The sequence below is a fragment of the Peribacillus faecalis genome, from assembly GCF_014712675.1.
Classification (GTDB): Bacteria; Bacillota; Bacilli; order Bacillales; family DSM-1321; genus Bacillus_AD; species Bacillus_AD faecalis.
Map to the genome: position 1 here is coordinate 66,535 of NZ_JACXSI010000069.1, position 12,728 is coordinate 79,262.

At 39.8% G+C, this 12,728-nt stretch carries 10 protein-coding genes; 8 read left to right on the forward strand and 2 right to left on the reverse strand.

Features of this window, described 5'->3' with window-relative positions; genetic code table 11:
* The first annotated feature begins 230 nt into the window (after nt 1-230).
* The 8 genes from dinG (at nt 231) to IEO70_RS19055 (ending at nt 9,235) form a co-directional block, all read left to right on the forward strand.
* A complete protein-coding gene (gene dinG / locus IEO70_RS19020) occupies nt 231-3,020 on the forward strand; it encodes an ATP-dependent DNA helicase DinG (RefSeq protein ID WP_190999954.1) in 2,790 nt (929 codons plus the stop codon).
* Nucleotides 3,021-3,122: 102 nt separating this feature from the next.
* Entirely contained in the window at nt 3,123-3,572 is a 450-nt protein-coding gene (locus tag IEO70_RS19025; protein WP_190999955.1) for a cell wall elongation regulator TseB-like domain-containing protein, read from the forward strand.
* A 32-nt stretch (nt 3,573-3,604) separates the two neighbouring features.
* Nucleotides 3,605-4,789, forward strand: a complete 1,185-nt coding sequence (locus tag IEO70_RS19030; RefSeq protein WP_190999956.1) for a pyridoxal phosphate-dependent aminotransferase — start codon at nt 3,605-3,607, stop codon at nt 4,787-4,789.
* A gap of 332 nt (nt 4,790-5,121) precedes the next feature.
* On the forward strand, nt 5,122-6,516 hold the full coding sequence (asnS, locus tag IEO70_RS19035) for an asparagine--tRNA ligase (protein WP_190999957.1): 1,395 nt from the start codon (nt 5,122-5,124) through the stop codon (nt 6,514-6,516).
* 185 nt (nt 6,517-6,701) lie between these two features.
* Nucleotides 6,702-6,935, forward strand: coding sequence for a hypothetical protein (locus tag IEO70_RS19040; protein WP_190999958.1), 234 nt, complete (start codon nt 6,702-6,704; stop codon nt 6,933-6,935).
* Nucleotides 6,936-7,218: 283 nt separating this feature from the next.
* On the forward strand, nt 7,219-7,917 hold the full coding sequence (locus tag IEO70_RS19045) for a DnaD domain-containing protein (RefSeq protein WP_190999959.1): 699 nt from the start codon (nt 7,219-7,221) through the stop codon (nt 7,915-7,917).
* A 122-nt stretch (nt 7,918-8,039) separates the two neighbouring features.
* Complete coding sequence (gene nth / locus IEO70_RS19050) at nt 8,040-8,705, forward strand: endonuclease III (RefSeq protein WP_190999960.1); 666 nt, start codon at nt 8,040-8,042, stop codon at nt 8,703-8,705.
* Entirely contained in the window at nt 8,702-9,235 is a 534-nt protein-coding gene (locus IEO70_RS19055) for a YpoC family protein (RefSeq protein WP_190999961.1), read from the forward strand. Before nth ends, IEO70_RS19055 begins: the two co-directional genes overlap by 4 nt.
* Nucleotides 9,236-9,336: 101 nt before the next feature.
* Here the strand turns inward: IEO70_RS19055 and IEO70_RS19060 are convergent, their stop codons facing one another.
* Together IEO70_RS19060 and recU are read right to left on the reverse strand one after the other, a co-directional pair.
* Nucleotides 9,337-12,030 (reverse strand): penicillin-binding protein 1A, encoded by a 2,694-nt coding sequence (locus tag IEO70_RS19060; RefSeq protein WP_190999962.1) that lies wholly within the window; start codon nt 12,028-12,030, stop codon nt 9,337-9,339.
* Nucleotides 12,031-12,074: 44 nt separating this feature from the next.
* On the reverse strand, nt 12,075-12,683 hold the full coding sequence (gene recU, locus IEO70_RS19065) for a Holliday junction resolvase RecU (RefSeq protein WP_190999963.1): 609 nt from the start codon (nt 12,681-12,683) through the stop codon (nt 12,075-12,077).
* Between the last annotated feature and the right edge of the window lie 45 nt (nt 12,684-12,728).

The following is a 12,728-nucleotide window of genomic DNA, read 5'->3' on the forward strand; positions in this document are numbered from 1 at the left end:
ACCAAAATCGGATTTCTTGTGTCTTGTGTGGGGCTCTTCAGGATAAGAGTCACAGCGACGAAAATATGCGGACGTAGCGCTCTTAATCGCTGTTCCGTCTCATTTTAGAATGGCAAAACAATAAGGTTAGTAATTATTTTTAGTTTTCGTCATTTTATATGGAACGTGCTTAAGTAAAAAGGACCGGTGACGGTTTTTCTATTTTTATTAAAATTTTGAGGTGTACTAGAATGACTCAACGTTATGTTGTAGTGGATTTAGAGACGACAGGGAATTCAGTGAAAAAGGGCGATAGGATTATTCAGTTTGCGGCAGTAGTTGTAGAGAATAATCAAATTGTCGATGCCTACTCGACGTTTATTAATCCAGAGCAACCATTATCTCCATTTATAGAAGAATTAACAGGAATTCAATCATCGCAGCTGGTGGATGCTCCGCGCTTTTCAGAAGTGGCACCCAAAATTGCAGAGGTTTTGCAAGACGGTTGTTTTGTCGCGCATAACGTCTTATTTGATTTGACATTTTTGCAAGATGAATTCTTACACAATGGGTTTGAGCCCTTTTATTGTTCAACAATAGATACGGTAGAGCTTGCGAAGATCATTCGTCCGCAGGCGACAAGCTTTAAACTGTCCCATCTCGCGGAAGAAGAGGGCCTTGCACACGACCGGCCGCATCAGGCGGACAGTGATGCCGAGGTGACGGCGCAGTTGTTTATTAATTTCTGCGAAGAATTACGAAAGCTGCCTCTCGTTACGTTAAAACAGTTGTACCGTTTGTCCTATTCATTAAAAAGCGAAATATCAGAACTGCTGGCGTTGATACTGAAAGAGCGTATGTCGGTTAGTCCGATTCACTATCCGCATTTGCAAATACATAAAGGGATTGCTATTCGCAAACCGGAGACTGTGAGTAAAACGTCATACGACGGTGAAGCGTCCTACCCGCAGTCAGCAGAAGAAAAGATTGCTTTATTAAATCAAGCTTTTCCGCATTTTGAGCTTCGAAATGATCAGCTGAAAATGATGGATGCCGCTTATCATATTTTTAACGACGAAAAAATCGCTATTATAGAGGCTGGAACAGGTCTCGGTAAAACATTAGGTTATTTAGTACCGGCAGCTTTCTGTGCCTTAGAGCATCATGAGCCGATTATTGTAAGCACGTATACAATCGAACTGCAAAATCAGTTAATCCATAAGGAACTTGCCAACCTTCACAAAATGCTGCCGTTCGAATTAAAGACCGCTGTTTTGAAGGGGCGTCCGAATTACATCAGCTTAGCGCAATTTGACCGAGCTTTACGGACGAAAGATGATAATTACGAGACAGCGCTCATTAAAATGCAAATTCTTGTATGGCTGCTGGAAACCGAAACAGGTGATAAAGATGAGCTTAACATGACAGCGGGCGGAGAATTGTTTTGGGAAAGATTACAAAGTGTCAAAAGCACATCGAATGAGCATGAACGCTCCTGGCAAAATTTTGATTTTTATGAAAGAGCGAAAGAAAATGCGAAAGATGCTGATCTGATTGTCACTAATCACGCATTTTTAATGTCTGATTTCTTTTCGAATAACGGAAAGGGCATGAGTAATAGCTTATTAATTATTGATGAAGCGCATCAGCTCGAAAATGCGGCGTTAAAGCACTTAGGCTCCAGCATTGACTACGTGAGCTTAAAAATGATGATTAATAAACTCGGTTTCTATGATCAAAAACAGCTACTGTATAAGCTGCTGAATATGGTCGGCAATCTTGGCGGTAACATCAGTAATCGCGAAGCTGACAATCTGCTTCACGATGCCATTTATGAAATTGAGCAATTCTTTCAGTTGCTGTCTAAAGCATGTGAGGATTTTCAAAAGAATATGCATAACAAAAATGCTGTTGCCCTACATACCATATTGAAAAGCCACGGAAACAGCCAGCCATTGACACATCTGGCTGAACGCCTTCATAAGCAGCTGCAAACTCTATCATCTTATTTATTGGAGAATGCAGCTTACGTAACGGAGCATGGACAGCCCGGTAAGACACAATTATTCCATTTATCGGAGATTGAAAGTATTGCTGAATTTTTCAAAAGCCGTGCCGGCAATTTTCTTGAATACTTTCTGCGCAATAAAGACTCATTTCTTTATTGGGTCGAATGGCATAAAAACAGCCCAGGGCAGTACGTTTACTTGTATTCGCAGCCTATTTCAGGAGGACAAGAGCTGTGGCATCGTTTTTTTGCGCAGCAAAACAGCGTGATTTTAACATCGTCGACATTGACGGTAAAAGGTTCTTTCGAATATATAAAAAATAAGCTCGGACTTCATCATCACGATATCGAGACGTATTCTTTCCCTTCTCCGTTCCGTTATAAGGAAAAGGTGAAACTGCTTGTAGCAAGCGATATAGCGGAAGTGAATAAGGTAAGCCAAGCGCAATATGTCAAACAGATTGCCGAATATATCGAGCAATCAGCACTGGCCTGCAAAGGAAGAATGCTTGTATTGTTTACATCGCAGGAGATGCTGCGGGATGTGCACGAGTCGCTTCGCGAGCTTTCTTCATTGGAAGATTTCAATCTGTTGTCCCAAGGTATTTCGAGCAACAGTAAAACAAGGCTGATTAAGTACTTCCAAAACTTCGATAAGTCGATTTTGCTTGGAACGTCGAGTTTTTGGGACGGACTCGATTTGCCGGGAGAAACACTGCAATGCCTGATGATCGTCAGACTGCCGTTTTCGCCGCCTAATGAGCCTTTAACGGAGGCACGATGCGATCAAATAAGAGCAGAGGGCAGAAATCCCTTTACGGAATATGCTTTGCCTGAAGCAATCATGCGTTTCAGACAAGGATTTGGTCGACTGATTCGTACGAATGATGACAAAGGTATTTTCATCGTGTGCGACCGCAGAATTGTCACGACTCAATACGGAAAAGACTTTTTACTGTCTATTCCGGATGTGGCAGTGAACGAAGTGAATTTGCACGATGTTCAAAATTCTATAAAACAGTGGCTAAAATAATATTTTTCCAAAAACTTTATTTTTACGATAAAAAAGCTGTTATAATGGTAGATGGCTGAGATCACTTATTACAATTTACCGAACATAAAGCGAGTGGTTTATTTGAAAAAATGGATTATAGGCATTAGTATTTTGCTTTTAGTATTTGTTGGCTACGTAATAGCCAGTTTTTATATTGGAATGAACTATAAGAAGACAGAAGAGGAAAAAGCGGTGGCCATCGCTTTGAATAAAGGCGGTCTTGTCAGTGTGAGCGATTATTATCTGTATCACGGTCAAGAAACGTACTCTGTCGTTGTAGGAAAGGATGACGAAGGCACAGAATATGTGATTTGGATTCCGAAAGACCTGAAAAAAGCTTCTGTAAAGAAAATGAAGTATAAAGATGGAGTTTCAGAAAGTGAAATAGTGGCTATTGTTAATGAGAAGTACAATCCGAAACAAATCGTTTCCGTTAAGATCGGGATAAAAAATTCCAGCCCGATTTGGGAAGTTACTTATAAAGATAGCGAAGATAACTTAGTTTTTGCGGATTTCGATTTTAAAAAATAATCAAAGTGCAGACAATTAGGGGGATTTAAAGGATGAAACTTGCAAAACGCGTTCAAGCTCTTACACCATCAACTACATTGGCTATTACGGCAAAGGCGAAGGAGTTAAAAGCCCAAGGTTTGGATATTATCGGTCTTGGTGCTGGTGAACCTGACTTTAATACGCCTCAACACATTATTGATGAAGCGACAGCGTCTATGAACGAGGGTCAAACAAAGTATACGCCTGCAGCAGGGCTGCCTAAGCTAAAGGAAGCAATAGCTGCTAAGCTGTTAAGAGATCAACAGCTTGTATACAAACCATCAGAAATTATTGTTGCTTCCGGCGCGAAGCATGCATTATATACGTTGTTCCAAGCGATTTTGGATGAAGGTGATGAAGTAATCATTCCGACACCTTATTGGGTAAGCTATCCTGAACAGGTAAAACTGGCTGACGGTGTTCCTGTTTATGTTGAGGGGAAAGAAAGCAATTCCTTCAAAATTACGCCTGAACAATTAGAATCTGCTGTCACAGAAAAAACGAAAGCAGTCATCATTAATTCGCCAAGTAACCCGACTGGTATGCTGTATACAGCTGAGGAATTGCGTCAACTTGGTGAGATTTGCTTAAAGCATGATATTATCATTGTCTCTGATGAAATTTATGAGAAACTGGTATATGGAGACAATAAGCATGTGTCAATTGCACAACTTTCTCCGGAATTGAAGAAACAAACGGTTATCATTAATGGTGTTTCCAAATCGCACAGTATGACTGGCTGGAGAATTGGTTATGCAGTCGGTGAAGAAGCACTTATTAAAGCAATGTCAAACTTGGCAAGTCACAGCACATCCAACCCGACAACGACTGCTCAGTACGGAGCGATTGCTGCTTATGAAGGAACGCAAGAACCTGTAGAAGAAATGAGACAAGCGTTTGAAAGCCGTCTAAATATCATTTACGATAAACTAGTAGCGATTCCTGGCATCAGCTGCATTAAGCCTCAAGGTGCGTTCTACTTATTCCCGAACGTGAAGGAAGCTGCACTGGCTACAGGCTACAGCAATGTGGATGAATTTACGAAGGCGTTATTAGAAGAAGCGCTAGTTGCAGTTATCCCCGGGTCAGGCTTTGGTTCGGACGACAATATCCGTCTATCATATGCCACTTCATTAGAACAGCTTGAAAAGGCTGTTGATCGTATCGGCTCATTTGTAGCTTCTAAAATGAAATAATGAAATGTAATGCCCGGTTTAGGAAAGCTCAAGTCCTTTACCGGGCTTTTTTATTTACCTTTGAATTTAAGTATCGCCCATTAAAAAACGACTTGTTACGGTTAGTTAAGTTTGTTATTATATTGATAGTTGTAGACTTAGGGATATTATGAAGTTTCAGTTGAACGAACCAAGTTTTAAGGTGAATTGGATATACCTAAGAAAAATGTCCTTTCGTCCCGGCAATGAGGGAAGTATAAAGGCTTTTTTTTGTTTTTTTACTGGTTTATTTGTACAATTAAAAGTACGTGTAGATTTTTAAAAAACAGTAACGTAAATAGCAGGAGGTTCTTATGCAAGAGAACGTGTTAGTAAAATCAATTTATAGAAACACTAAAGAATATGCTTCTAAGGAAGTAACAATTTCAGGTTGGATTCGCACATTGCGTGCATCAAATACATTCGGCTTCATCGAAGTGAACGACGGTTCCTTCTTTAAAAATATTCAAGTTGTATTTTCATCAGAACTTGAGAATTTCAAAGAGATTTCGAAGCTGCCAATCAGTTCATCAATCTCTGTAATCGGAACGCTTGTTGAAACACCTGATGCGAAACAACCATTTGAAATTCAAGCCAAAGAAGTAATTGTGGAAGGGATGTCAGATTCTGATTATCCGCTTCAAAAGAAACGCCACTCATTTGAATACCTTCGCACAATCGCGCACCTTCGTCCAAGAAGTAATGCATTCTCTGCAGTATTCCGTGTGCGTTCAGTAGCTGCATATGCGCTTCATAAGTTCTTCCAAGATCAAGGCTTTGTATACACACATTCGCCGATTATTACAGGAAGCGATGCAGAAGGAGCAGGTGAAATGTTCCGCGTTTCAACTCTTCCTTTCGATAGCACACCTCGTACAGAAGAAGGTACAGTTGATTTCAAAGAAGATTTCTTTGGAAAAGAAACAAACTTAACAGTATCCGGTCAGTTAAATGGTGAAGCATTCGCGTTAGCATTCCGTAACATTTATACATTTGGACCGACTTTCCGTGCTGAAAATTCAAATACAGCCCGTCATGCTGCAGAGTTTTGGATGGTAGAGCCGGAGATTTCTTTTGCTGATCTTCAAGACGACATGGAGCTGGCAGAAGAAATGCTGAAATATGTGATTAAATATGTAATGGATGAATGCCCGGAAGAAATGCAATTCTTCAACCAATTTGTCGATAAAGGCTTGCTTGACCGCTTAAACCATGTTGTTTCTTCTGATTTCGGTAAAGTAACGTACACAGAAGCAGTAGAAATTTTATTAGCTGCTGATAAGAAATTCGAATACCCGGTTGAATGGGGAATTGATCTTCAAACAGAGCATGAAAGATACTTAACAGAAGAGCATTTTAAAATGCCTGTATTCGTAACTGACTATCCGAAGGACATTAAAGCATTCTACATGCGCTTAAATGACGACGGTAAGACAGTTGCGGCTATGGACTGCCTAGTGCCTGGTATTGGTGAAATCATCGGAGGAAGCCAAAGGGAAGAACGTATGGACGTACTTCTGAAAAGAATGGCTGAAGTCGGATTAGCAGAAGAAGACTACTGGTGGTACTTGGAGCTTCGTAAATATGGAGAAACAAAACACGCCGGATTCGGGTTAGGCTTTGAGCGTTTGATTATGTATATCACAGGTATGTCAAACATCCGTGACGTAATCCCGTTCCCAAGAACAACTGGACAAGCTGATTTCTAATATAAATTGATATCGTTAAATAAGAAGACCTATTCCAATTAGTGAATAGGTCTTTTTTGGTGTTCGAAAGTTAGTGATTCGGTGTGGAGCTCTTGGAATGTTCGCTTGCAAATAGTGGCTTTTCGTGCATTAAGTGATAGGAGACACGTGACGGACGAATTATTCACAAAATGGGAAGAATTAATTTGAAAAGAAAAAAATCACTTGTGAATTGGGGTGAATTGTTTCAAGTGATAGACGAATTGTTGATAAAAGTGGAAGAATTATACTTAGCAAGCTATATCATTTTGATGGCAGACAGTGAGATTGAAGAGCTGATATCTGATTTTGTACTGAACTTTGGTAGAAAAGAGTCTATTTTTTCACTTTTTTGTCATGTTGACTCATACGACACCAATTTTGCAGTAAACTCTTGTTAATTGGAGTGGAGGATGGCGACTCCTGCTTAGATGAGCATGACAGCCGAGACCCCACAGGAGCTTTAAGCGACGAGGAGGCTCGGCTCATGATGAGCGGAAAGCGTCCGTCCGGAACGGAAATTAACTTCACCTTCTTTTATTTACAGACAAATTCCATATAATAAAAAAGTCGATCTGATTAAATTTCGGCAGGAAAGGAAAGAAATATACAAACAAAAAGTAAGTTTAACCTGTTCTTCTTGACTCGAATTTCATGATATACTAGCAGAAGAGGTGTACGGTTATGACAAGAGAACAAATGTTAACATGGCTTCAGGAAGGAAACTTGACGATTCCTTCTTTTCTTTTCGTACATTATGTCGAAATGGGGCTGAACGAACAAGAATTAATCTTACTTTTACATTTGCAGCAGTTTCAAAAGGAAGGCAATGCCTTTCCGACCTTTGAAGAGCTAAGTGGTAGAATGTCTATTTCAACCATAGAATGTGCCAATATATTAAGAAAGTTAATTCAAAGAGGATATTTGGAGATTATCGAAGAAGAATTAACGGTTGATCGTGTACGGAGTGAAGCATATTCTTTAGTTCCTTTTCAGCAAAAAATGATCGACCATTTTTTGAGCAAAAATCAAGTACAAGCAGTGGAAACGAAGCAGGAAGAGGAAAGCAGTCTGTACAGCATATTTGAACAGGAGTTCGGGCGTCCGTTATCACCTTTTGAATGCGAAACATTAGGAATGTGGATGGATGACCATGAGAATACACAAATTATAAAGGCTGCATTGCGAGAAGCGGTTGTTTCAGGGAAGCTAAATTTCCGCTATATCGACCGTATTTTATTTGAATGGAAGAAGAACGGCATTAAGACTGAGGAACAAGCAAGATCTTACGGTGAAAAGTTCCGTTCTCACCAGTCGCGCGACAGACAGCCTGTGAGAGCTGAAGCGAAGGAAGTTCCATTTTACAATTGGCTTGAGAACTAAGATTTGCATCTGACTCGGAAAATACAAAGAGGCTTCTCCATAGGGATATTTCCGCTTAGGAGAAGCCTCTTCAATTTGTCGGACCGGGCATCTAAAGATATGATAAAGGGGATTAAATTGAGATGTTGAATAAAAGTCAGTCATTGTACTGTTTGGAAAAAATGAAAGAAATGTATCCGAACGCACATTGTGAGCTGGTGCATGACAATCCGTTTGAATTGGTGATTGCTGTGGCATTATCTGCTCAATGCACAGATGTGCTTGTCAATAAAGTTACAGCTTCTCTTTTTCAAAAATATAAAACACCCCAAGATTACTTGAACGTATCGTTGGAGGAGCTGCAGAACGATATTCGCTCAATAGGGCTATTTCGCAATAAAGCAAAAAATATACAAAAGCTCTCGGAAATGTTGTTGCGTGATTATGATGGCGTTGTACCTAATGACCGCGATGAACTGACGAAGCTACCTGGAGTAGGACGGAAGACAGCCAATGTTGTCGTATCAGTCGCATATGGCGTCCCGGCTATCGCAGTCGATACACACGTTGAGCGAGTAAGTAAACGATTAGGGATTTGTCGCTGGAAGGATAACGTTTTGCAAGTAGAGGAAACATTAATGAAGAAGTTTCCGAAAGAGGAGTGGTCGGTTGCGCATCACACGATGATTTTCTTCGGCCGTTATCATTGCAAAGCGCAAAATCCGCAATGCTCCGTTTGTCCGTTAAATGATCTATGCCGTGAAGGGAAGAAACGATTAAAAGCAAAGGAAGTAGTTAAAAAATCATGAGTGAAAGAATAGTTATTGAAATACCGGGCACATTACAACATCCCTTATATTTTTCAAATATAAACACTGTGGAAATTGAAGTGTCCGATTATCAAGGATGGAATGCTTCCGCAGTTGAAAACCTAAGTTATGAGTTGCTGACAGAGGGTGGAAAAGTGTGCTATCAACCATGGTTGCACAGTGAAGAAATCATTCCTCAATTAAGTAAAGAGTGGGTACAGTTAGAAGAAGAATTAGAAGAGATGTTTAAGCGAAGAGCAGTTAAGGAAGCTGCCCCGTTAATGAGTAAGGGAATCAAGCTATGTATCGCTTCTCTATTTTGGCATAATGGAAAGCCGATCACGTTAAAGTGGGACGATTTAAGTGACATTTGTGCATCTGTACCGGTGAATTTTGCTGAGAGAATGAGCTTCATTATGACCCGTCCGGGTTTGTATGCGTCGTATAAGGTACTTTCGCAAATAATGATTGAATTGAAGAAAATGATTGCCATTGATCAAATTAAAAGAAAAAGAATGCAAAAAAACTAGCTTTGTTTCTCGGACAGAGCTAGTTTTTTATGATATAGAGCAAAGAGCATTCGGAAAGTCATTTATACTGACTTCATGAATGCTCTTTTTGTGTGTTCAAATTAGTGGAATAAAAGCTTTATGTTTTGAAAGATAGTTGTAAACTTAAACAATCTAGATGTACCAGAAGGGGTTTCTTGGTTTACACCCAGTGTTCCAGGTAAACCTGCATCGTTTGAGCTTGTGTTATTATTACCACTATTTGCTCCGTTATTATTTTCGTTTGTATCACTATTGTTACCGTTGGTATCTGATGGATTACTATTATTGGAATCATCGGACTGATCGCTATCTGTGTTATCTCCAGATGAATCTTGAGTACCTGAATCATCATCTGTTAAAGTATCATCTAATTCTTCTTCTTCTTCCTCTTCTCCGCTGTCCGCAGGTACTTGAATACTAATAGTCGCAGCGCTACTGCTTACATTTCCTACCACAGCAACAACAGAGAAATTATAGATGGTCCCAGGTGTAGGATTGCTTACGCGTGCTTCCATCTCTCCAGATTGAGAAACCGATACTTCTCCTCCACTATCGGTTGTTGCACTTACTTTAAATGATGGCTTACTTTCTTCATCGTCTGTTGGGTAATCCCATGTTAAGTACAACTCATTAGCAACTTCATTGTATTGAACTTGCAAATTAGTTGGAGCATCAATGGCTTTATATGATTCAGAAACAGTTTTTGGCTCCGTGCCCTTAACAAAGTATTCATAAGTGACTTGGTCAGAAGGTGTATTTTTGCTAGGCAGAGCAGCCGGATTAGAGCCGATTTCTACCGCTGATTTTACAACGCTGTTCGGTTGTTTGAAATCAGATGTTTTTACGTCTTTAGATGCTTCAGTCATAACGTATTTAAAGATCTTCTTCGCCAATTGCTGGCTATCAGTACTTAAATAGTCACTTGATTTTTTGGAATATCCGGTCCAAACAGCTGTTGTATATTGTGTCGTATAGCCGACCATCCATGAATCAGGAACACCGCTTGAAGGGAATCCATATTTCTTCAATTCATCTTCTGAGTAGTTAGTAGTACCTGTTTTACCTGCGACAGGCAGACCAGGAACATTCGCTGCTGTACCTGTACCTTCAGTCATTACGCTTTTCAGCATGTCAGAGACCATGAAGGCTGTGTAATCTTTCATTACAACCTTTGATTCAGGTTTCAAGTTTAGAGTCGTTGTCTTATCTTGAAGAACAACTTTTGTTACGGTATGAGGTTTGTTATATACCCCTTCGTTGCCAAATGCTGAATATGCACCTGCCATTACAAGAGGAGATACGCCTGTTTTCATACCGCCGATACTGGCTGATTCGAAAAATTCTTCTTTATTTAAAGTTAATCCAAGACTTTCGCCAAATTTGCGGGCATTCTCAGTTCCGACAGCTTGGAAAGCTTTTAAAGCCGGAATGTTATACGATTTTGCCAAAGCTTGGCGGATCGACATTTGACCGTGATATTTGTTGTTGTAGTTGTTGATTGGTGTGCCATTGCTGTACGAATACTTCTCATCGACTACTTGCTCATATGTTGACCATTGTAAATACTCAATTGCCGGACCGTAATCCAAGATCGGTTTAATGGTCGAACCGGGTTGTCTTTCGATATCGGTTGCATAGTTATATGTGCGGGCACCTGTTTGATTTCGGCCGCCGCCGACAGCTCTAATCTCCCCGGAAGTTGTATCAAGCAGAACAACGCCGGCTTGTAATTCATCGTCAGGGAAGTTAACTGCAGAGTCATCGCTGTTCAGTAAATCATAAACATAGCTTTGCGCATCTGCATCCAACGTTGTATACACTTCAAGCCCGTCTGTGTAAATATTGTGATTCGTCTTTTCTTTAACCTCTTCAACAACTAAATCGATAAAAGAGTTGTAGTATGATGAGTCTGTATTAGACTTACGCTCTTCTTCAGGCAATAAAGCAGCTACAAGTGATTCACTTTGCGCTTCTTTCATTTCTTGTTCTGAAATATAGCCATGTCTGTTCATTAATGTTAATACTACATTTCTTCTTGTTTCGGCTCCTTCAGGATTGTTGAAAGGATTATAGCGTGACGGACTTTGCGGAAGCCCGGCCAATGTTGCTGCCTCTGCTAAATCTAACTCATCTAACGATTTGCCGAAATACGTTTCCGCAGCTGTTGCTACACCATTCGCTCTTTCTCCGTAGAAAATTTTATTAATATACATTTCAAAGATTTCTTCTTTAGAATACTTTCTTTCAATCTGGAAAGAGAGCCATAATTCTTGTGCTTTTCGCTTCAAAGATTTCTCATCTGTTAAAAATGATCGTTTTACAAGCTGCTGAGTAATGGTACTTGCGCCTTGCGAACCAAATCCGTCTGTAAAGTTTGCGACTACCGCACTTGCCAAACGTAAAACATCTACCCCGTGATGTTCATAAAACCTTGAGTCTTCAGTTGCTAGAACAGCATTAACAACTGTATCAGGTATTTCATCGAAGGTGACGTAATCCCGGTTTTCTATCCCAACCTCTGTGATCAGGTTTTTGTCTTTGTCATAAATCTTTGATGACACCGGATCTTTTAATAGTGTCTCATCCAGTTCAGGTGCAGAACTCACATAGTAAGCAAATAATCCAATTCCGCTGACTAAACCGGCAATTATTAAAATTAAAAATGCAAGCATAGTTTTTTTGAACCAGCCGCCTTTTTTCTTCTTTGTCTTTTTTGACTTTTCATTCTGTAACTGTTTTCTACGTTCTTCTCTTGATCGAGTTTTGTCAGTCATTTAAACAGCTAACCTGCCTTTCTTCTATACCTTTTTACCGCTTTCTAAAGCAATTGATCAACTATTTTTAAATAGTCAATTCTTGGCTGAAAGCCGATTGGTATCCTATATGAAGTCAGTTCAACTTCTTTTTTTGTTATAGATTTTCTCCCGCCTTCAAGCATTCGATTCCAATATCCGATAATCTTCTGGGCTTCCATCAGATAAATTTCATCGTTGCTGGAGAAACTTAAAATCACAAATGCCATTCCATGATGAGTCAGAACTTGCTCCATGTGTTGAATTTGGTGAGCGTGAAAATTTTGAAGTGGAAAGGACGTTTTATTTTTTGTTTCTTTTGCTTCAAAATCTATGTATCTGCCTCGGTACACGCCATTATAGTCTGTTGTGGAAGCTTGTTTAAAGTAGGCTTCCTTAATGACCGCAGCGCTTCTCTTCGGATAATGGACATCCACAATTTGTACGGGAGTGGGTTTTTTATGAATCACGGCGATGTTCCTTGATAAATAATAGGCATTTGATTCATTCAGATTATCCTCTAATGTCATTCCGCGATTACTATAGCTGATTGCGTTGCCATTTTTTATGTTCTTCTTTTCATCCATCTGAACAGGGGCAACGAATTTCTTTCCGTTTGGATAGTGAAAGACCATTCATCAAAACCTCCAGACCACCTTTAATGATATCAGATATGGAAA

Excerpts from the sequence above, each read along its gene's own strand:
- dinG (WP_190999954.1), top strand. The coding sequence starts at position 231 with ATGACTCAACGTTATGTTGTAGTGGATTTAGAGACGACAGGGAATTCA.
- IEO70_RS19030 (WP_190999956.1), top strand. The coding sequence starts at position 3,605 with ATGAAACTTGCAAAACGCGTTCAAGCTCTTACACCATCAACTACATTG.
- asnS (WP_190999957.1), top strand. The coding sequence starts at position 5,122 with ATGCAAGAGAACGTGTTAGTAAAATCAATTTATAGAAACACTAAAGAA.
- IEO70_RS19045 (WP_190999959.1), top strand. The coding sequence starts at position 7,219 with ATGACAAGAGAACAAATGTTAACATGGCTTCAGGAAGGAAACTTGACG.
- nth (WP_190999960.1), top strand. The coding sequence starts at position 8,040 with ATGTTGAATAAAAGTCAGTCATTGTACTGTTTGGAAAAAATGAAAGAA.
- IEO70_RS19055 (WP_190999961.1), top strand. The coding sequence starts at position 8,702 with ATGAGTGAAAGAATAGTTATTGAAATACCGGGCACATTACAACATCCC.
- IEO70_RS19060 (WP_190999962.1), bottom strand. The coding sequence starts at position 12,030 with ATGACTGACAAAACTCGATCAAGAGAAGAACGTAGAAAACAGTTACAG.
- recU (WP_190999963.1), bottom strand. The coding sequence starts at position 12,683 with ATGGTCTTTCACTATCCAAACGGAAAGAAATTCGTTGCCCCTGTTCAG.